This is a genomic window from uncultured Gilvimarinus sp. (genome assembly GCF_963972205.1).
Classification (GTDB): domain Bacteria; phylum Pseudomonadota; class Gammaproteobacteria; order Pseudomonadales; family Cellvibrionaceae; genus Gilvimarinus; species Gilvimarinus japonicus.
Map to the genome: position 1 here is coordinate 14,893 of NZ_CAXAUC010000006.1, position 21,856 is coordinate 36,748.

General features: G+C 51.9%; 14 protein-coding genes. 1 reads left to right on the plus strand and 13 read right to left on the minus strand.

The features are described 5' to 3' along the window. Positions 1–2 precede the first annotated feature (2 nt). The 4 genes from AACY82_RS10730 to AACY82_RS10745 form a co-directional block, all read right to left on the minus strand. Positions 3–8,450, minus strand: a complete 8,448-nt coding sequence (locus AACY82_RS10730) for a putative Ig domain-containing protein (protein WP_339616810.1) — start codon at positions 8,448–8,450, stop codon at positions 3–5. Between the two features lie 225 nt (positions 8,451–8,675). Beyond that, complete coding sequence (locus tag AACY82_RS10735) at positions 8,676–9,527, minus strand: efflux RND transporter periplasmic adaptor subunit (protein WP_339616811.1); 852 nt, start codon at positions 9,525–9,527, stop codon at positions 8,676–8,678. A gap of 179 nt (positions 9,528–9,706) precedes the next feature. Further along, positions 9,707–11,890 (minus strand): peptidase M50, encoded by a 2,184-nt coding sequence (locus tag AACY82_RS10740; RefSeq protein WP_339616812.1) that lies wholly within the window; start codon positions 11,888–11,890, stop codon positions 9,707–9,709. A gap of 6 nt (positions 11,891–11,896) precedes the next feature. Then, positions 11,897–13,555 carry an efflux RND transporter periplasmic adaptor subunit gene (locus tag AACY82_RS10745; RefSeq protein ID WP_339616813.1) on the minus strand — a complete coding sequence of 553 codons (1,659 nt, stop codon included), beginning with the start codon at positions 13,553–13,555 and terminating at the stop codon, positions 11,897–11,899. Between the two features lie 261 nt (positions 13,556–13,816). Between AACY82_RS10745 and AACY82_RS10750 the strand changes: the two genes are divergently transcribed. After that, positions 13,817–14,902, plus strand: coding sequence for a hypothetical protein (locus AACY82_RS10750; RefSeq protein WP_339616814.1), 1,086 nt, complete (start codon positions 13,817–13,819; stop codon positions 14,900–14,902). A gap of 34 nt (positions 14,903–14,936) precedes the next feature. Here AACY82_RS10750 and AACY82_RS10755 read toward each other — a convergent pair whose 3' ends face one another. The 9 genes from AACY82_RS10755 to gspG are packed head-to-tail and all read right to left on the minus strand — an operon-like array spanning position 14,937 to position 21,780. After that, positions 14,937–15,692 (minus strand): type II secretion system protein N, encoded by a 756-nt coding sequence (locus AACY82_RS10755; RefSeq protein ID WP_339616815.1) that lies wholly within the window; start codon positions 15,690–15,692, stop codon positions 14,937–14,939. A gap of 8 nt (positions 15,693–15,700) precedes the next feature. After that, positions 15,701–16,906 carry a sialidase family protein gene (locus AACY82_RS10760; protein ID WP_339616816.1) on the minus strand — a complete coding sequence of 402 codons (1,206 nt, stop codon included), beginning with the start codon at positions 16,904–16,906 and terminating at the stop codon, positions 15,701–15,703. Positions 16,907–16,917: 11 nt separating this feature from the next. Then, entirely contained in the window at positions 16,918–17,403 is a 486-nt protein-coding gene (locus tag AACY82_RS10765) for a type II secretion system protein M (RefSeq protein ID WP_339616817.1), read from the minus strand. A gap of 2 nt (positions 17,404–17,405) precedes the next feature. Continuing rightward, positions 17,406–18,647 carry a type II secretion system protein GspL gene (gene gspL / locus AACY82_RS10770; protein ID WP_339616818.1) on the minus strand — a complete coding sequence of 414 codons (1,242 nt, stop codon included), beginning with the start codon at positions 18,645–18,647 and terminating at the stop codon, positions 17,406–17,408. Beyond that, positions 18,640–19,731 carry a type II secretion system minor pseudopilin GspK gene (gspK, locus tag AACY82_RS10775; protein ID WP_339616819.1) on the minus strand — a complete coding sequence of 364 codons (1,092 nt, stop codon included), beginning with the start codon at positions 19,729–19,731 and terminating at the stop codon, positions 18,640–18,642. Before gspK ends, gspL begins: the two co-directional genes overlap by 8 nt. Beyond that, positions 19,715–20,413: a type II secretion system minor pseudopilin GspJ gene (gene gspJ / locus AACY82_RS10780; RefSeq protein WP_339616820.1), complete on the minus strand. Its 699-nt coding sequence runs from the start codon at positions 20,411–20,413 to the stop codon at positions 19,715–19,717. Before gspJ ends, gspK begins: the two co-directional genes overlap by 17 nt. Next, positions 20,406–20,780, minus strand: a complete 375-nt coding sequence (gene gspI, locus AACY82_RS10785; RefSeq protein ID WP_339616821.1) for a type II secretion system minor pseudopilin GspI — start codon at positions 20,778–20,780, stop codon at positions 20,406–20,408. Before gspI ends, gspJ begins: the two co-directional genes overlap by 8 nt. After that, positions 20,777–21,331: a prepilin-type N-terminal cleavage/methylation domain-containing protein gene (locus tag AACY82_RS10790; protein ID WP_339616822.1), complete on the minus strand. Its 555-nt coding sequence runs from the start codon at positions 21,329–21,331 to the stop codon at positions 20,777–20,779. The genes gspI and AACY82_RS10790 overlap by 4 nt, the downstream gene beginning before the upstream one ends. 5 nt (positions 21,332–21,336) lie before the next feature. Further along, positions 21,337–21,780, minus strand: coding sequence for a type II secretion system major pseudopilin GspG (gene gspG, locus AACY82_RS10795; RefSeq protein ID WP_339616823.1), 444 nt, complete (start codon positions 21,778–21,780; stop codon positions 21,337–21,339). Positions 21,781–21,856 lie beyond the last annotated feature (76 nt).

Genomic DNA, 21,856 nt, shown 5'->3' on the forward strand with positions numbered 1-21,856 from the left:
GGTTATTCCCCTTGTGATCGCGATGAAGTTTGATGATCGAACAAATAACCCACCTCGCCGGCACTGCTATCTTCCGATTTTCGGTCCTTTTTCTGCCTTGCTAATTGTTTCTTTTTCTTCTCGACATTTTCTAATATAGGCAGTGGATCGACTCCGCGCCACAATGGCAAAACGGAAAACAGCGCAAACAACAAACTGCTGGCTCTAAGCGCCCACAACACCAAACCGGTGCCGAGGGACAAAGACACCGCGGCAATCATTTCTTGTTGTTTTTGCTGTTCAAGAAAAGCCTGTTCTATTTGCTGGCGCGACTCATCGACCGCTTGCGAAAAATCGGCGATATCCTGCAGACTTAAGTGAGTGTTGACCGACGGGTCCAAGCCTATCAGCTGGAATTGCTGGTTATCTTCCGCACGCCATTGCGCTTGCCTATTGTTCAGCTCGTCCGCTGCGACGCTTTGTCGGTTATCATCATCTTGCTCATTATTGTAGCTAAATAAATCGTCAGCCTCAGGTAGCACTGCCAAAGTTTCGGGATCGAGGGTTTGAACCTCTAGAATATCGACCTCGGACCCACCCGTCTGAGTAATAACAGGTTCTTCTGTCTCAATAAGCGGTGGTTCTGTGGTTGGCGACTCAGGCTCGGGGCGATCGCCACCTTGGTCGCCCGTAAAATCACCATCATCGTTGTCATCCTCTTCAGGATTCGGTGTCTCGGCCTCATCCACCGCTCGAATATCGATCAATAGTGTATGTTCGGCCCAAGCGCCCTCATTATCCGTCGCCCGCACTGTGATATAAGTTGCGCCACCATTGATATTAGTGGCTAGCATCAAGGTACCAGTATCACTGTCAATGGCGGTTATTTGCGCCGCAGAGGGGTTGCTGTTGGCGGTAACGGTATACGCTAGCTGGAAGCCTTGTTCAACATCAAAAAAACTACCCCAGACGCTGAGCGGATAGGACTGCAGCTCCGCCGAAAACGACCCGCCGGACTCTGCATTACCAGTTACCTCGGGCGCATCGTTGACCGATAAAATATTGACCAGAAAACTCGCAGTGATGACTTCACCCGTAGCCGTGACGGCCTGAATTTCCAGCTCACTGCGGCCAAACGCGTTGAGTGCATAATCAAGCGTCAAGGCACCGTTTTGCCCATCGATAGTGACATTATCAAAGAGACTTTGATTTGTGTTGTTAACAACACTAAAGGTCAGCGTACCGTCACCCAATACTCGCTGAAATGCCTGGGCAATTTCCAGAGTTTGGTTAGGGCTGTCTTCGTTAACGGTAATGTCCTCGAGCTGCACATCCAGACTCAGCGCGGCGGTAATCGTCAATACAAATGTATCGGTCACTTGCGCGGCACCGTCGCTAGCCGTCACGGCAATTGCCAGCGAGCCCACATCGTCGGCTAGTGGTGTTCCACTGAAAGTCAGAGCATCACCATCGAAGCTAAGCCACTCCGGCAGCAGCTGGCCATCAGCGAGTGTGACCCGGATTGTCAACGCATCGTTATCTGGGTCGGAAAACGTATTGTCCGGCAGAGAGAAGGTAAACTCGCTCTCGGCTTCAACTTGCATATCCTTAATGGGGTTAATGACGTTAGGCGCTTCATTAATAGCCCCTACCACGATATCAAATGTGTCTGTCGCTAGCTCTCCGCCAAAGCCATCGTCAGCGGTTACAATAATACTGTAAGTTCCGGCACTCTGAGGGCCCGGTGTTCCGCTAAAGGTTTGGTTCGTAGCGTCGTAGCTGAGCCATTCAGGCCAACCATCGGGGGTACTCGCCTGGGCATTAATAGTCAGCTCGTCACCGTCAGCATCAATAAAAGTGCCGGCAGGAAGCTTAAATAAAAACTCTGAGTTTTCTGTTGCCTGCTGATTATCGATAGGAATATTAAGCTGGGGCGCATCATTTTCACTCAATACCGTTAGTAAAAACTGGCCAAGGGCTACACCGCCATTACCATCCTCAGCGGTTACGACGATTATGTTTTCAGCGGTATCGCCATCCGTTGGTATACCCGAAAACGTAAGGCTGCCGGCCTCAAACTCTAGCCACGACGGCAAGCCACTACCGTCCGCCAATCGCGCGCTGTAGCTTAGCGTATCAGCGTCAATATCGATAAAGGTATTGGGGTTTAGCTGGTAGTTAAAATAGGTATCTTCCGTGGCGAACTGATCCTCTAATGCTTGAGAGAGCACGGGAGCATCATTGGTATTGACAACGCGTATGTCAAAAATATCGCTGCTACTCACAACACCATCAAAAGCGGATACAACAATACTAATGCTTCCCACATCGGCGTTGGTCGGGGTACCGCTAAAAGTTCGGCTATCGGCATCAAAAACCAGCCACTGGGGCAGTGGTGCACCGCCAACTTGTTGCGCGCTGTAGCTTAGTGAGTTTCCGTCTGGGTCACTAAAGGTACCTTCGGAAAATTGAAAACTAAACACACTGTCTTCATTAATGGTTTGATCGGCAATAGGTGTGACGACTGTAGGGCCATCGTTCGTGTTAAGAACGGAAAGAACAAAGCTATCGCTCGCAATTGCACCACCATTATTGTCAGTAGCATAAACTTCAACAGTAATATCGCCGACATCGATATTAGTTGGAGTGCCACTAAAAGTACGGGTAGCCGCATCAAAAATCAGCCAATCCGGTAAACTACCACCACCGGATAATTGCGCGCTGTAAAACAGCGTATCGCCATCATCGTCAGTAAACGTATCGCTGGCAAACTGGTAGCTAAAGGCCGAGTCCTCGGTTGCGCTCTGATCCGCTATTGGATTATTAACAGTCGGATCGTCGTTAGTATTGCCAATCACAATGTTAAAACTATCACTGGCGTCAGCGCCGCCGTTGCCGTCACCCGCCATCACCACAATAGTGATAGTACCAACATCAGCGTTGGTGGGCGTCCCGCTAAATGATCGGCTGGCGCCATCAAAGCTCAACCAAGCCGGAAGTGAACCACCACCCAAAAGCTGAGCGCGGTAAGTTAAGGTATCTCCATCGTCATCACTAAAGGTGTTGCTTGAAAACTGATAGCGAAAAACACTATCTTCCGAGACATACTGATCCGCCAATGGATTATCCAGAACGGGATCATCGTTAGCATTATTCACCTGAAGAGTAAACGTGTCAGTGACAGAGGCAATACCATCAAATGCCACCACTTCAACAGCGAAAGTGCCTACATCCGCATTCAAAGGGGTGCCACTAAACGTACGAGTGTCGCTATCAAAACTCAACCATGCCGGAAGCGAACCACCGCCCACTAACCGGGCGGTGTAGCTAAGATCATCGCCATCATCATCGGAAAATACGTCAGCAGAAAACTGAAAGTTGTACTCAACATCTTCTGTTGCACTTTGATCGGCAATAGCATTGTTCACCACTGGGGAATCATTGACATTGTTGACAACAATAGCAAAGACATCAGTTGCGGGGGTACCACCTTGTCCATCGTCAGCAATAACCCTTACCGACAAAGTGCCAACATCAGAATTGCTGGGTGTGCCGTTAAAAGTGCGGCTAGCGGAATCAAATGTAAGCCAGCTAGGCAGTGGTTCACCACCGATCAACTCCGCACGGTAAAGCAGCATATCGCCATCGTCATCAGCAAACGTATTCGCCGCAAACTGAAAACTAAAAGCTGAGTCCTCGGTTGCGGTCTGATCGCTGATCGGATTGCTAACGGTGGGATCGTCGTTAGTATTGCCGACCACAATGGAGAACGAATCCGTTGCCACGGTGCCGCCCTGGCCGTCATCGGCGGTCACCGTTATTGACACGACTCCGACATCAGCGTTAGAGGGCGTGCCACTAAAGGTTCGGGTAGCGGCGTCAAACGTAAGCCAAAACGGCAACACTCCACCACCCGACAGCTCGGCGCTATATTCCAGCGTATCGCCATCATCATCGCCAAAAGTATCCGCCGAAAATTGATAATAAAAGGCAATGTCTTCCGTCGCACTCTGATTTTCTAATGGGTTATTCAACACCGGATCATCGTTGCTATTGACTACATTGAGATCAAAAATATCGGTAGTTTCAGCGGTACCATCCGATGCGGTCACAGATATGCTTAAATTACCTACATCGCCATTTTCAGGCGTTCCACTAAAGGTTCGGGTAGCGGCGTCATACTGCAGCCAACTAGGCAATGGATCGCCACTTACTTGCTGCACGGTATAAGTTAGAGGGTTACCATCAGCGTCATAAAAGGTATTGGCGTCAAACTGAAAACTAAACGGGCTATCTTCATTGGCAGTTTGATCGGCAATAGGATTAACAATCACTGGGCCATCGTTAGTGTTGCTTACTGTTAACGCAAACACATCAGTTGCAACCGAACCACCGTTATTGTCTGTGGCGCTGACCTCAATACTAATGGTGCCCACGTCGCCATTGTCTGGAATACCGCTAAACGTCCGATTGAGCGCGTCAAAATTAAGCCAGGTTGGCAGCGCGCCACCGCCTGCTAATTGGGCGCTGTATAGTAGATCATCGCCATCATCGTCGTTAAACGTATTGGCCGAAAACTGAAAACTAAACGCTGAGTCTTCTATGGCCACTTGATCATCAATACTATTATTAAGCACTGGATCATCATTGGTGTTAGTGACGACAATATCAAAGGTTTGCGCTGCAGGAGTTCCGCCTTTTCCGTCATCAGCCGTCACCCTAATAGTCAGGCTTCCTACGTCATCGTTACCAGGTGTACCACTAAAAGTTCGGCTGGTCGCATCAAAACTAAGCCACCCGGGTAGTGAGCCACCACCGCTGATTTGCGCACTATACGTTAGCGTATCGCCGTCTTCATCGGCAAAGGTATTGGCCGCAAACTGAAAACTAAACGCGGAGTCTTCGGTCGCGACTTGGTTGGCAATCGCATTATTGACGACGGGGTCGTCATTCGTATTTGTAACTTCGAGAGAGAAAGTCTCGGTGGCAGGCGTACCTCCTTGGTTGTCGTCGGCAGTCACCGTAATCGATATGCTACCGATGTCAGTGCCACTCGGAGTACCACTGAACGTGCGACTCGCCGCATCAAAGTTTAACCAAGCGGGTAAAGAACCACCCCCGGCTAGCTCGGCAGTATACGTTAACGTGTCGCCGTCAAAGTCATTAAATGTGTTTGCCGCAAACTGAAATACGTAAGATGTATCTTCTGGCGCTGTTTGATCGGCAATGGCATTGGCCAGTTGGGGATCGTCGTTGGTGTCAACAATGGTTAATGTAAAGGTATCGGTCGCCGGTGTTCCGCCATTATTGTCATCGGCGGTGACCTCGATATCTAAGCTACCTATATCGGCGCTTGCCGGTGTTCCGCTAAAGGTTCGCGTCGCCGAATCAAACGATAACCAGCTAGGCAGCGCACCGCCCCCCACCAACTGGGCACTGTAGTTAAGTGTGTCTAAATCAGAGTCACCAAAAGTGTTCGGCGCCAACGTGTAGCTGAAGGCTTCATTGTCATTGGCGGTTTGATCCGGAATCGGATTTTCGACATACGGATCGTCGTTGGTGTTAGCAATCACCAAATTGAAGGACTCTTTGGCAACACCACCGCGGCCGTCGTCGGCAAAAACATCAATCACCCAAGTAACCGAGTCCGCCTCGCCGGGCGTGCCGTAAAATCGTCTGTTAGCCGCATCAAAATTAAGCCAGGGCGGTAAATTTCCACCATCCGATTGTAAAGCGGTGTAGCTTAAGGTGTCGCCATCGGCATCCGTAAACGTATTGGCGGCAAAGGTAAAATCAAAAAAGCTATCTTCAGCACCTGACTGATCCGAAATCGGGTTGCTGATGGTCGGTGTTACATTCGATGACTGAACCTCAACACTAAATACATCTGAAGTAGACTTGCCATGATTATCAGTGGCAATTACCTCAACCATGATAGTGCCTATGTCGTGCTCGGCCGGTGTACCTGATATTGTTTTTGTAGCAGAGTTATAACTTAGCCAGTTAAGACTCCCGCCACCGGCGCGCTGAACGGTATAGGTTAACGTATCGCCGTCATCCGGGTCGGAAAAAATATCGTCAGGCAAAGTATACTGAAACGGCTGATCTTGCACTGTGACCTGATCTTGCGCTGGGTTAACCACGACCGGAGCCTGATTGAAGGTATGGCTCACCTGAAAGGCTAAATCCCGCCCCGTATCCTCAATCTGATTGTGGTTAAAGTAAGAGCCATTAGCGTAAACATCAGTGTCATGAATGCCGGCAAAAACCAATGGGTCGGAAGAGTCGCCATCGCCCGTCACTTTTATGTAGTAAGTTTGTCCGTAATTAAGCTCCACATCTGGGAGCGCAAAACTCTCCCACGTAAACGAGTCGGTTAAACCATCAGAAGAACGGGAGGCAGCTGCCAGCGCAATACCATTGAGCGAGTCAAGAATTTCGATATTGATGTTTTGCGGTGTTTGATCTCCGGCTGCGGAGTTAATGCGCAACTGTATTGAGAGAGTGTCGATAAAGTAGGTGCCGCTCCCGTCCATATCGACAAAGCTTTGGTACACATCCATACCCCCTGCCACACCAGTACCGACAACGGCAGGGTCAGTACCTTCATAGACATCCGCCGTGGTATCCGTTTGATTCGTTACCACTAAATCAAAAGTGTCTTGCGCCGGAACGCCGCCTTCGCCATCGTCGGCAATTACGGTAATCGCGATCGTGCCTATGTCAGACGCGGCCGGCGTACCCGAGAAAGTACGTGAGGCAGCGTCGAACACTAACCATGCGGGGAGCGAGCCGCCACCGTCGAGCTCAGCTTGATAGCTTAAGCTTGCGCCCACGTCCTCATCCCCAAATGCGTCGGCAGGAATCGTAAAACTAAACGCTGTGTCTTGCGTCGCCGCCTGGTCTTTTATGGGAAAACGAACAAACGGATCGTCGTTGGTGTTGTTGATGGTTATATCAAAAATTTCAGACGCTGAGGCGCCATGATTATCCGTGGCAATCACCTCAACCGACATAACCCCAATATCATCGGCACGCGGCGTACCCGAGAACTCTCGGGTAATAGGGTTAAACGTGAGCCAATCCAGATCCCCGCCACCGGCCAGTTGCGCGCGATAGCGCAGTGTATCGTTGCTGTCGCCATCAGAAAATGTGTCGGACGGCACGGTAAAAGAATAAGCGACATCCTCGTAACGGGTTTGATCGGCAATTGCATTAACCACCGTTGGCGCGGCGTTTACCCCATCTTCCTCACTTACCTTGAATGCCAGATCCCAGCCATCGGCGTTCGCGGCACCGCCGTTTATTAACGTGGCGTTATTGTATTGATTGCTATTATGGGAGCTGACCAAAATATTGCTATTGGGGTCATCAGAGCCTGAATCAGTGCTAATACGGATGTAATAAGACTGATTGTCGTTGAGTGTCGTATCGCCTAAATTAAAACTGTGCCACTCGTAGCCCACATCGCTGATTTGGCTCGAGTTAATACTGCCAGTTCCCAGTACCGCGCCATCCCAACTGTCACTAATCTGTACTGTGATGGTCTGGTCAAAGGTCGTAGCGTAGCGAGCAAGAAAGAGTGAGATTTCATTGACGTTATAGGTAGCGTTGGCGCTATCGTAGACAAACTGTTGGCCGACATCGGTGTTGGCTAATAAATTCAGGGCGGTATTACCTTCGGCTACATGCACATAATGGGTATCCGCCAACCTGCCTTGCCATGCCTTTTGCGCCACCTGACTGACGATGACTTCGCTCTCAATAGCGCCACGCTCATACTCCAACGACCAATCGCCACCGCTTAGGCTGTGACCGGTAATATCGTCGCTGGCAGCAATATCGGCCCCGGTCAGTTCACCCAGACGCGACAACAGAGCAACACCGTTACTGTTCGCCGCTAAATCGCAGCCGTACAGCAGTAAATCGGCGTTGCGACCCAGCGCATCCTGCCAACCTTGCAACTCGCTTTGGTAGCGGTCCACGGTTACGTCATTAATAACACTACTACCCAGCTGCAAGGCTCCGGCGTTGCCGTGAGAAATAACATGAATCGTTTGAATATTCTGATACTGCTGCAGTGTTTGGCTAATGTGTGCCACGCCGTCACGGTCTATATCGAGAGTGATGACCTGCACATCGCTGCCAGCCAAATCACCTAGCAAGGTGTCGACATCTTCGACGCGACTGTCGACAAAGACAATTTGTTCGAGCGCCTGCCGGGCCAGGGCATCGGCGTTGGGCAGGGTTGTGGCATCAGGTTCGTTATCGGCCGGCTCAGCCAAGGTGGAGTAGCGTGGACCGGCGTCATAAACCTGCGTCAAATCAACACTATTAGCACTGTCTTGCAGTAATACGTCGTCGAGGGAAGTGTCATCCAGCAAGATGGCATCAAGCGTCGCGGAAAACAGTAACCGCGGCTCTAATGGCTCAATCATGGGCCTGCGTTGCTTGAATACCTTTTTAGGCATGTATGTATTCCCCTGAGGAATAAATTGCGACTAAACGATCCTTCAGGTTTATGCCGACACATTAACGACTGTTTAGCGTATCGGTAAGGCGGGGTTCCAGTGCCACTTGTTGATTCTAGCGCCATTTACCATGGCGATATACGTGCTAGGTAGATCAAATCATCACTAAAACCAAGCACTTATAACGTTTACTGCCACCCAATAGTGTTAATCCACCGTGACTCGTTAGCGCTGTGATGCTTGCACGTTAGGGAACTGCACGGTACAACGCTGTCCGCTAGGCAACGTTTGCTCTGGGTTGGGAATGGTTAAACGAACCCCAAAGGTGTTACTCGGACCGTCAATTACCCGGTCGACTCGGCTCACCTGGGCTTGGTAGGTGTCTCTACCGGTTTTTATGTCGGGCTTAACACGGGCACTAGAACCCTCGCGAATCTGGCCATACAAGCTTGCCGGGGCGTAAACCTCCACCCGCAATGGGTCCAGCTGTACCAGCCGCACAATCGGCTCGTTATCAACGTGCTCGCCGGGCTGCTTATAGCGCTCGCTGACCACCGCATCAATAGGACTAACAATCGTATAGCGTTTTAAGTTCTCGATCGCCCGCGTGTGTTCTAACTCTGCCTGGCGCTGGCGATCTTTGGCTTGCTCTAAGCGCTGCAGCGCGAGGGCATGCTCGGTTTTGGCTTTATCGAGCTCGGCAAATGATGCCACTTTTTTAGCGTACAGATCTTCTACCCGTTTGAGCGCCCGCTCGGCAAACTCTAAGGCCAATTGCTGCGACGATATATCGCTTTGCAAGCTGGCCTGCACACGGCGCAAATCGACCGTGGCGGCCTCTAACCCCGACTCCAATTTAGCCAAGGTATCGCCCTTTTTAACCACATCGTTTTTATCAACCAGAACCTGGCTGATCACCCCCTCAACCGCCGAGCTCACCTCGACCAGCATATGCGGTTCGATACGACAATTGAGAGACAGTTCTGAACTCTGCTGCGCCCACAGCGGCTGGACACTGCTGCAAAGCAGTGGCAATGCGGCCCAAAGCCCTATTTTGGAGGAGGTTATACGACTCATCAAAATCTACACCAAATTCATTGTTATAAGTGTTATCGGCATCGTGACGAGCCACTTTAGAACTGTGACGTCTATCACTGTCTTTGAGTCTAGCACAGCCACAGTGCAAAACTGCAGTACAAAAAGTCGACAATTGCCAAGATTCGGCTGCCCTGACCTGGCGTAACAAGGCTAGCCAGCTAGCGGTTAAGCTGGCGAATAAACAATTGGCGCAGGGCGCGATACCAGCGACGGGCAACGGGCTCGGGTGGATGCTCAAACCGCAGATACGCACGCTGTCCATAGTAAGGTGTTAGCTCTTCAGCCGGCAGAGAGACGTCGACCAAAAACACTTGTTGAATACTCTGCTGCGCGTCTCCCTCTGTGGGTTTAGTGGCTAGACGCCCGCCGCCTTGAGTGCCCAGGACCGGGCTGGGTAGGTGGTAAGTTCCGCCCGGCACCTGCTGCACGATCTCGGCGCGGTACTCATTGGCTATAGCTCCGGCCAACTTCACCGTCACCCCCCGTGTAGACTGGCGTACTAAGCCTATTTCATCTTGCGTCAACGCTGTGCGCACCCTCACACTGCCCGGGCTTAGCACGTAAGCGGCAAGGTCGCCTTGGTGTAAATAGTGGCCTTGCAGTAGGCCCATCGCTGCAAAATAAATCCGCCCTGACGCCGGGCTTGTGAGTGTTAGATGATCCACTTGTTGTTTAAGGTCGGCCACCTCATCGGCTAACACCGCCAAATCCTCACGCAGTAAATTCGCGCGCGGACGGTCGGAGGTAAAAAATTGCTCATAGCGCAATTGATATTCATTCAGCTCCGCCTGCTTTAGTCGGTAGCGATTAACCAAGGCGGGATTGCTTAGCTGCAAAATCGCCGTACCAGTATCTACCCGTTGGCCATCGACAACTTCCAGCACCGCAACCGTGCCTTCAGCCCCGGCTCGTATTTGGCTGTCTTGCGGCAGCCAAACCACACCTTCGACCTGAGTATTCAGAGGCAGCGGCAACACCAGCAGCAACAGCATCAGCAACATCACAGCGGCGCTTATAACCCCTAACGCCCGCGTACGGTGACTGCGCAATGCGCCGCCGTGAGTCAGGTAATACAAGTACTTAAGCAGCGGCCAAAACAACTGAAACGTTAACATCCAACCGAGCAAAATAATGGCCAGCAGCAGTGATACCTGGGCCAGAACAAAAAAGATAACCGCTAAAATAAATACTCGATAAGCGTACGACGCCAAAGCGAATGCAATCAGCCCCAAGGCTCCTAAACCAGTGCGCGCTTCCCCTCGCGGCGCATCGACACCGTAACCGTAGTGCTCGACAAAATAGCGCCACTGCGATTTGGCACGTGCGGCCAAATTGGGGGTTTCAATTAAATCGCACAGCAGGTGATAACCGTCAAATTTCAGCAACGGGTTACCGTTAAACAGCAGGGTCGAGACACTGCCTAACAGCGCAACATTAAATAACAATGATTTTGCCAGCGAGTTTTCTACCGCCAGCCATAAAAGCAACGCGGCGGCGGCCAGCAATAACTCCACCGCCATTCCTGCGGCACTCACCATTAACCGCTGCCGTTTCGCATCAAAGCCGGTGGCGGCAGTGGCATCGACGTAAGGCAGGGGCACACCTAAAATAAACACAATACCGCATTCGTAAACATCGCCACCAAACGCTTTGGTATACAGTGCGTGGCCCAACTCGTGCAAAACTTTTAGCGCGGGATAAGTAAACCAGAGCAACAATAAATTGCCAGGTGAGAACAGTGCATCCATCGACACCGCACGCAGCTCGGGCCAATGCAACACCGCTTGCAGCAATGCCGTGGCCACCACGATCAACCATAACGCGGCAATTGGCCATGCCGTTAACCCGCGCGCCACCCCTTGCCAGCGATCTAACACACGATTGGGGTTACCCAATACAATTCGCCACGACAGCGGGTTAGTCCACATCCTGCGCCAACGCTGCTTGCGCTTATCGCCCTGGCGAACAAACAACGACTGGGTATTGGGGGGAATATCACAAATCAGTAAATCGGCAACGTACAAATACTGCAACAGCTCGACGACATCCTGCTGCTCCGGTAGCTCATGGCTAGCTTGTTGTCGCAATTGGGTGCGCGCAATGAGCAACAACTCAGCCAGTGTGCGCCGGCCATTCATGGCAGCAATCAGCTCGTACGCTGTGGGGCTCAGTTTATGAAAACGCGCATTGTTTTTATCGTGCAGTACGTAGAATAATTCCTCGCGATAATATCGCGGTTTACAATCAGCGTGGCGAGCGAGCATTGGTCGCAACTGATTAAGCTGCTGCCATAAGGGGTCTATCGCGGTGTTTGTAGGGGTAGGGTCACTCGCAATCGACATAGCGCTCTACCACCACAACCGCAGGCGAAGCCAATCAAATAAGCGATGCAATGCAATCCAACCGAGCGGTTCACGCCCGACCGTAATTTTTGCGGTACCCGTCATACCCGGCTGAACCAATGGCGACGGATTTTGTAGCTGAGCTTCAACGCGAAACCAGTTAAGGCCTTCACGCACTTCGTTTACCGGCGTTTTACGTTGTACCGTAAAACTAAAGCGCTCCGCCGGCAGACTCGATAACACCAGTGTTCCCACTTGGCCAGTGGCTACCCGCACGATGTCCCGCTCATCGACGTACAAAATCACACGAAACTCATCGGTCGATGAAATCTCAAACAAGACCTCTCCCGCGCTTAAAGGTTTGCCCACCGACTGACTAATATCATCCGAGACAATCACCCCGCTCATTGGGGCCCGCACCAATGTGCGCTGCAACTGCTGGTCAACCAACTCCAATTGAATATCAACCTGCTCAGCTTGAGCCATTGCAATCGCCGCCGCCGCGCGCTCAGAATTTGCCAAGGCATTGTTGTACTCCTGACGATACTGCTGCAACTCACTGGCGAGTTTACGGCGTTGTAACCTAAGCTCTCGCTCATCCAGGCGCGCCAGTGGCTCATCGTGTTCTACACGATCACCCGGGCGCGCCATGACCTCAGCTAAAAAGCCTTCCTGCTTAGCCACCACAATTTTCTTTTGCGCGCCCTGTAACTGCGCGTCGGCAGCGATACGGTAATCGGCAGGCACCAGCGCAACAAGCAGTAACGCAATGAATACCGCAGCACCGATGCCCCACTGCAAACGGGTTTTAGCGCGCCATTGTCGGCCAACCGACGTACCTAAAGAGCGCTGTTCTGCCTGACGCTTTAGATTCAGCAAATAAGCAAACGTGGGCAACTGCGCACGCAATTCATCTAGCCGCGGTGATGCGGGGGTGTGATGCCACTCCAGACTCACCACCCCTATCACATCACGTCCACACAGCAGTGGCAGGGAGTTGATCATCACGGCATTGGTTTGACGCTGCAAGTCACCGTGCAGTGGCGGCGCATTAGGGTTTTCGGTGTCTACCACTGACACTTCAGCCCGCTCGTGCGCGGCCTCTTGCATGGCTCGCTTAAGGGTATCGCTGGCGCGAGTGCGTGGGTCGATTTCAGCGCTGTTAGACACCGCCTTTAAAACAATCGAGCGGTTACCCATTAACCCTAGCGCGACCCGCTCACAGCCCAACCAATGGGACCATTGGTTCACCAAAGTCAAACAAGATTCGGTAACACTCGGCTCATACAAAGCGGCATTAAACACCGACAGTAATTGCGCCGAGGGTTCGCTTTGAGGCCCCTGACTCGCCAGCGCAAACCATCGCGCCTCGGCTTTTAGGCGGCGCAGTACGGTATTAACCGTTTCACGATGACGCTGATTTAACGTCAACACCAGGCAGGGCTTGTTTCGCTGAGACTGCGCAAGCGGATAGGCGAGCAACAGCTGCTGCTCGCCACGATTAGCCAGTGCCATGCGCTGATCACGCAGCGCCTGATGCGCGAGCGCCTGTATTTGCTCATCCAACTGGTTTGGCACCGGCCAAAAAGCAGAGGGTTCCAGGGCACCGTCGACCAAATGCAACAAAACCCCGCACTCTACATGAGGCAAAATTTGACACTGCATCTGCAGCCATAAATGTTGAGAAGAGAGGCTCTGCATAGGCTTACTATAGGGCAAATCCAATATTGCTGGCGAGTGTTAATGCTAGCCTGAACTGAGCAGGCATAAACAACAAGCCTAAAAATACGATTTCGCGCTAATCACGGTGGTCAATACAGCAAAAAAAGTGCTGATAGTGACTATACTAAGCTCGAAGATAACGCAAAAGCGAGCAGCTCGCCGCACATCACCCCGATGGAATGATCTAAAAAACAGGACGCTTTTATGTTTAATCAACGGTGTTTTCGACGCATGGCATTTGCCGCCGCGCTCATTGTGTCTGGTTATTCTCAGGTTCACGCCCAGACCACCCCAGAAGCACCGGAGCGCTCGCCAAAGACAGAGTCCCCTTGGCTGCTCGTACCCAAAGTCAGTAGCAACCCCAAAATTGGCAGTTCGGTCGGTTTTCTTGGGGGTTATTTGTTTAAGCTCGACCCGACATCTACATCGTCTATGGTGGGGGCATCCGGCAGCTACAGTGACACTGACTCAGTCACGGCCAACTTGTTTTTGCGAAGCTTCTGGGACAGTGACCGCAAGCGCGTGATTGCCGCGGTATCAAACGGGAAGATTCGCAATGATTACGAAGACTACCTTGGCTCAGGCCAACAAGTAGCCACGACTGACAATATGAAGCTGGCCTTTGCCCGCTACCTACAAAACATTCACAGTCACTGGTTTCTTGGGGCGCAAGCGATTTACACCAACTATTTTATAGATACTGACAATGTTATGGCCGGTGACATCTTATCGCTGTTGGGCCTGTCGGGTTATACCTCCGGCGCTCTGGGGTTAGTCACCACCTTTGATAGCCGCGACAACCAAAACTCACCCAGCTCGGGCATCTCCTTTAACGCCAATAATTTTGCCTACCGAGAGAACCTCGGCGGGGAGGAAGATTTTGACGTCTACCGAGTCACTTTTCAGCAATACTTAAGCGTCCATAAAAAAGGTTTGCTAGCCTATCGCGCTCAAGGGCGCTGGACCGATGACGCTCCCGCAAGCGCCTACTCCAGCATCGGACTGCGCGGGTATACCCGCGGTCAATACTTAGCGCCCAACTCAATATTGCTTGAGGGCGAGTACCGCTGGCATCTAAAAGGACGCTTTGGTATTAACGTGTTTGCCGGTGTTACCTGTTTATACGGGGATAAAAAAAGCTGTGACGACAGTGAAAACATTTATACCAGCGCCGGCATCGGTGGGCAGTATCTTATTAAGCCCGCCGAGAAAATGGTGATTTCATTTGATATAGCCAAAGGGGAAGGAGATAACCACGGTTTATATTTGCGCTTTGGCCACTCGTTTTAATCGCACGTGGCCACCCGATGTATCTTGTGGTGCCCTAAAGCTGCATTTGAATCTGCTGCCGACCATTGTCTAGCGGTGTGGCTACCATTGGCAACCATTGGCTGGCCTGCACATCGCGGCTAAAGGAGTCCGTCATAGTAAAGTCAATGTCAATGTTGACGCCACCGGTTAACGGCATAGTGACATTGCCCTTTAAGTCAATCGGCCCTTCCAGGGAAAACACATCGGCCAAAATGGCGCCATCTTCCGTGGCCGATAATTCCGCTGCAAACGCCCCCAAGTTAAGCCAGCGCTGACCATTGTTAAGCCGGGCCGCACTCCAGCTTACATTACCGGTTAGTGCCAGCAACTGCTGTTGTTTTAATTCAAGCTGTTGAATATGCGCCGAGAGTTGGCCAGATATCTCTACGTTCTCGGGTAAATCCTTCACCAGTGATGCTGGTACACTGATGTCGGCATCGCGCAGGGTTAGTTTATTGTTCAAGTTTGCGCACGCCGTACCCGATACCTGCTGACGCTCAAGGTTTGTGCGAATATCGGCGCAGGGGCTCAAGCTTAATAAACTCAGCGGATGCAAATCCCAGCTAAGCTCACCGAGAGAATAATCGCGGCCATCAATTTTAACCGATGCCATACTGGCACGACCGTGCCACACAGTGCCGGATATACCGGTAAGCGCGAGCGCGCCATTGCGGGTCATCATATAGCCGCCCCAACTGGCTGGAACCTGAACGATCACAAATGCAAGCCAGAGAATAACCGCCAGTAAAATCCAATAAATCTTCGACATGATTACAGTCACTTATACACTAATGATGAAACGGGGATTCTGGTGATCTCTATGTCTTCTTTGCTCGTGGCATAACTGACATAAACATAATCGCCGTTTACAAATGATTTTGGGTAACTAAAGCCCGAGCGTTTATAGCGTCCGGCATATTTTTGTGGCGGTAAATCGCTGCCGCCCGAGCGCAACGCATAAGCACGATCAAAATGCTCACCATCGGCACTGGTGGTAATCACTAACGGCGCGCGAACTTTTTTACCGCTCGGATTATTGACAATAAAGGCGCTGCCATCGGGCAAATTGCCAGCACTTTGCTTTGCCCGCGAGTCGGGCAGAGAGGTTATTACCGGTGTCGACCAATGTGCACCGCGATCGTTACTCTCCGACGCCAATACTTTAAAACTACTGGCCTGATCGCGAAAGGTCATCACCAATGTACCATCTTGACGCTGAAACCAGCTGGGCTCTAGCTCGCGACTGATATCGGGCTTGTACTCTAAGTTTTTCATTACTCCGGCTTGCCAACCAGTCACACCACTGGGGTCGTCCGTGTAATAGGGCTTTGCTACCAAACCGGGCTGTACGTGAACGGCCGTCAATAGGCGACCATCCGCTAAAGCGCGAACGTCCTGCTCGATCACACCGGCCAACGGTTTGCCGTTAGTGTCGGTTACCGGCTGCGGCTTACTCCAATGAACACCGTCGCGCGTCGTGACGTATTCTACCCAGCCACCGCGTGGCTCTATATCGTTCGGCCAAACATTAAGGTAAGCCACAAGAGTATCGCCATTAACCCACCAACCCCCGTTGGTGATTACGGCATTATCGCGCGCTGGCGCCAAGGTCTTAGCATCGCTCCAGTGTTCGGCCTGCTCACTAATGGCATAGCGTACTTCAGTGTCGGCGGCATCTTCATCCCGCGCAGAACTTTGCCACTGCGTAAAAAAAAGGCCTTTAAATTTTGTGATTACCGCGCCGTGATTGTATTGCTTATTGTTGGGCAGTGCTTGATAGACACGAAAAGTTTCCGCCCCCAACGCATGCTTTAAACCCAAGGTAGCCGGCTGCTGATCGTCAAATAATTCTGGAGCCAGAGTGATAACAGGTTTATTTTCACCCGCCGACTCTGCCGCTGTCACCCATGGCGCCACGCTTAACAATGCGACCATTAAAGTGCGCCCTAAACCCGCTTGCAAAAAGGCGAAGACAGTGTGCATATCGACCTCTATTATTCGCTGCGCAAACGAACATTGGCGGTGACTTTACCAGGCTGGCTACTGGCGGCCATGGATAAGTCCTGAATACTGACATTGTGCTGGTACTCGATGTCATACAGCCACTGCATAAACGCACTGTAACTTACGTCATCTAAGCGCACTCGCACCTCACCACGGGTACCCGGCTGAAAACCGCTCATCCGCAATCCGTTAGCTTGCAAGGTCGTGTCGATCAGCTGACTAATGTTGCCCGCATTGTTACTGCTTTGCGCGGCGCTATCGCGCTTACCTTGCTGGATTTTTCCCGCCAACACTTTAACCCGTGCCAGCGCCGCACTGGTGGAGGCGTTGCTCGCAAGCTGTTGTTCACGCTTTTCTTGTAGTGGCGACAAAACGGCCATCCACAACACATACAGAACAATAGCCAGCGCACCGACTAACAAAATGGTTTGCTCGCGGCGGTTGTAACGCGCCAACGCTTCAAAGAGTTTATTCATGATTAATTCCGCTTCACTTTTAATCGCGCTGAGTGATTATCGCCTTGCGCATTCGCCGATAACAGCTCGGCGCTGAGGCCATCGGCCTCCAGTGCGCCGCGCAACGACTCAATGGCATTAAAGGTGCCGGCTTGAACGTTCAGCGATAAATCCCCGCCTTCGGCGGTAAAATAAACACCTTTTAAATTAATCTCGTCACGGTTATCCAACTCTGGCAGCACCGCCGCTAACAGCGCTACCGTTTGCCCACTTTGACCTTTAGGCTCTAAGTCACTGGCCTTGATTCGCAAACGTCGCTCCGGGTCATTGGCCGGACCGTTGGGAACCACGGTGCGAAACACCTGTTCGATCTCGCGACGCACTTCTAGGTTTTCATTTTTTAACTGGTTGAGTGACAACAGTAACACCGCCACATAAACCACCAGTGCGGCAGCGGCGGCGTAGCTCACCAGTTGCCAATTGCGCCACCAGCGCTCAATCGGTAAGCGCTGAGAAAACTCGCCCTGACATAAATCCACACAGTGACTATCGGGTTCGTAATCCCAAATACCGGCAATACGGGTTTCGCCTGTAGCGGCTTCTAATGAGGCGGGTAACGCCATTTCTAAGTGCGACAATTGATTTTCATCAGGAGCACTTAAGCTTAACTGCGGCAGCTTATCGATACGGTTTTCGGCGTTAATCAACATGGTGAGGGCGGCGCCTAAACTTGTGCCGTTAACCGTAAAACCAGCGCTTGCACCGTAGCGCACGCTCACCAAGCCATCCTGCCAGTGCAGCGCCCACACATCCTGAGCCGCCTCTTCTTCTGCGGTTTCAGTCACCCGTAAGCTCGGCAACAAAGCTGCCGGCACACACTGGTTTACCTCAATACCGATCTCTGCTAGCTGAATAAAAATATCATTCAGGCGCGCTTTCTCGGTATAGGCCAAGCTCACTTCGCCATCGCTGGCGGCACCTAGGGCAAAGTGAAACTGACTAATATCGCCAATCACTTCCTCTTCAAGCTGAAACGGCATAAGGCGGCGCAAGTGACGTTTTTCGGCCTCGGCGTATTGCAGCCGGCGCACCACTACTTGCGGCCCCCCCACAATCAGCCGGGCATTAATATTACCGCCACCAAACTGCTCGGATAAATCCGAAATTGAGCCATTGCCCAGCTCGTCGGGCAGCCCCTCGCGGCGACGCAGCCAGGTAAACGTACCACCGTAATGGGCGATATAAATTGTCAGATGATCACTCATTGTCTGTCGTCTGTCCGATAGTCGTGGGCGTTGCCGCCCGTTCTAAGTCGAGTATATAGTCGTACACATCGCGTCGCGCAATGACCTTAATTTCATCCTCTTGGCGCTGCAGTAAACTTTGCATACTGCGGCGCTGATCGCCCAGCTGGACTCGGGTGGTCACTCTAAAGTAACCGCTGTTGTATGCAGCGTACGAGTTATCCACACCACCCTCACCACTGACCACTGAGCTCCAGGCTGGGTTATCCTCAAATTTATTTTCCGGGCCATATTCAATACCGGCATCCTGCATCACTTGCCCTGCTTGCTCAGGGGTTAACGGTGCCAACACCTCACTGGCGTTAAAGGTACGCAACAAATGCGGGTTGATTGTGTTAACGTTTAACTTACTGCTGCCCGGCAATACCGTAATAAAAGGCCGCAGCAGCGTCATTAGCTCCCCGGTCATGTACCTCACCATGCGCAGCTCTTCGGCGCTGGTAAACGTTTCGGCGTTGGGCGGCAAGTACATAGGGTCGAGGGACTGATAGTAATCCCGCTCGGCACCGTTGTAGCCGCTAATATCATTATCGGTATCGGTCCAATCGACCATCGCCTCGAGAATGCTAATGGCCTGCTCTTCGGTGACTGGGTACTGCTCTTCAAAGCTTTGCAGCAAACGCAAAAAATGCTTTTGTGCGGTACTAAAACGCCCAGGATCGTTAGGTGCGACATCCGTTTTTTTAAAATCCTCGGCTACCTCGACGACATCGTTCAAATTTATTTTTGCCGTGGCATCTTCAATTTTCGCCAAGATTACCCCGCCTTCAACCGGAAACGGCGGCAGCTCCTGCGCCCAGGGCTCGAGCAAACTATCAATCTCAGGCTCCTCGTCCAGCTCTAAAAAATATATGGCCAAACTCTCGGCGCCGGATAAATAAGCCCGCGCCTGTGCGCCGTGCCAGCGGGCCTCGGCGCGGGCCATGCTCAGCTGATAATCCCGCGAAGCTTTAATGGCAAAGGCCGAAACCATCGCGACGATTAATATGGCGAGAATCAGCACCGAGCCGCGCTGACGGCGGGGCAGATTAGTGGGCCAAATCATACAAGCGCTCACTCACTAAGCCGTCTTCCAGCTCAATACTAACCAATACCGCCAAGGGCGTGCTGGTATCAAACTGACGCTGACTGCTGCTCGGCCAGCTCTCGTCCCAATCGCGGGCGTAATCATCGCCTTCAAGCACACCTTGGCCCTGTTGCTGCAAACGTTGCCCGGATAAAAACTTCAGCTCCATCTCACTGATGCCAGTGAGCATTTGTTGCTGGATCATGTCCTCGGCAAACAGCCAGTCTTCAATCACCAAATTGCGCTCGGGCCGATAGTCGCGCCACAGGGTGCCGTCTTTGATGCGATAAATGACTTGTTGTAAATCACTGCGCGGGCGGTTCATCGGGTTGAGCCAATTATTGCGGGTAAACTGCAACACTAATTGCTCACCCGAGGTGTTGTCGTACACACTCGCCCCGCGAAACGGTCGCCGCAGTCCACCGGGGACAGTCGTATCTTCACGGGCATCAACCGGGCTTAGTATATTGCGTAAATCCTGCCCCAGTATTTGCCAGGTACGGTCTAACTCATTAACGCGAGCCATCACCTCGGCACTGGCCGTAGCGCTGCGCTCGGCGGTGGTAAATGCTTGAAAACTAAACGTCATAATCACCGCGGTAATGGCCAGCGCAATCACCACCTCGATTAACGTAAAACCCGTTTGCCTGCGACTATTCACTGATAAACCCCGTTAAGGTTGCCAGAAAATCGTCTTTGTTATTAGCCAGCGCCACCCGAATATCGAGACGTTTAAAATCTTCTACCTCTGTGTCTTGAGTTTCCAGCTCCCAGTACCAGGTTTGCCCGCCGCGCTCTACCTCACCGTTTTGGGTATCGGGTAAGTTAAACTGTTCGACCAAAGCGCGGCGCATTTGCAACCGCGTCAATTGATTTTCGGCTACCCAAAACGCTTGGGTTTTCTCGCGGGTAAAGCCCGCGCCTTGCAGCTGGCTGGTAATCAGCATCATCAGCGCCGGCAAGGCAGTGGCAACAATGGCCAAGGCCACCATTACTTCAATCAGGGTAAAACCGCGCCACTTGTTCACAGCTCCCGCTCCCGCTGCTGTAGCTCTTGCTCGCGGTTTAACCAGCGAATACCGCCCATCATATCCACTTCAACGCGCTCAATCTCGTCGCTGTCAAAACGGGTAAATAGTGCCATCTCTAGGCGGGTGGATTCGCCACTGGGGTAAAACATTAATACCGGTTTGGGCGTCTTCTCGCGCTCATCGTACTCGTAGGGTTCACCTTCGACCATCAGCTCAAGCTCAACCGTCGAGCGCAAACACTGATCGCCCAGAAAATCGCTCACCGGCTGCCACGAGCTGTTGCGAAAGCGGCGCCACTGATAGCACCAGGTATCGCCATCGCGCGCGGCGCGCGGCTCGACAAACAACCCGATGACCTCGCCCGTCAGTACCGTTTGCTCGCTGACAAACTCCGCTTGCAGCATAAACTTATCCACCGCCTCTTCTAATTCGGTGGTGTCATCCGGGGCAAACGCCAGCGTTGCCATACCCGCACTCAAACCGATAATCATGACCACAATCATAATTTCGATCAGGGTAAACCCCTTTTGATGCGAGCATTGCGGCATAAAGTTTATTGCTCTTCGGGCTGATCCCAAACACTGATATCGGTGTTCGGGCCTTCGCCGCCGGTAACGCCGTCGGCGCCCAGGGTGTATATATCGTATTCGCGCGTTTCACCGGGGCTGATAAACAAGTAGTGACTCCCCCACGGGTCCATGGGCAGCTGATCGAGATAACCGCTGGAGCGCCAGTTGCGTGGCACCGGACTAAGCGCGGGCTTGGTCACCAGCGCGTCAAGACCTTGTTCACTGGATGGATAGACGTAGTTATCGATGCGGTAAAGGTTAAGGGCCGTTTGAATGTTTTTAAAATCGGCTTTCACTTTATTAATTCGCGCCTCGTCGGCGCGATCCAATACCATTGGCGCGACGATACTGGCCAATAGACCAATAATCACAACGACCACCATAATCTCGATCAAACTAAAGCCGTGTTGGCGATTTGCTCTTACCATTGTTTTAACTCCGTTAAAGTTTGCGTAGCTCGCAGCGCGAGGCGCAGATTCGGCTAAAATTATTAAAAATTCGTCA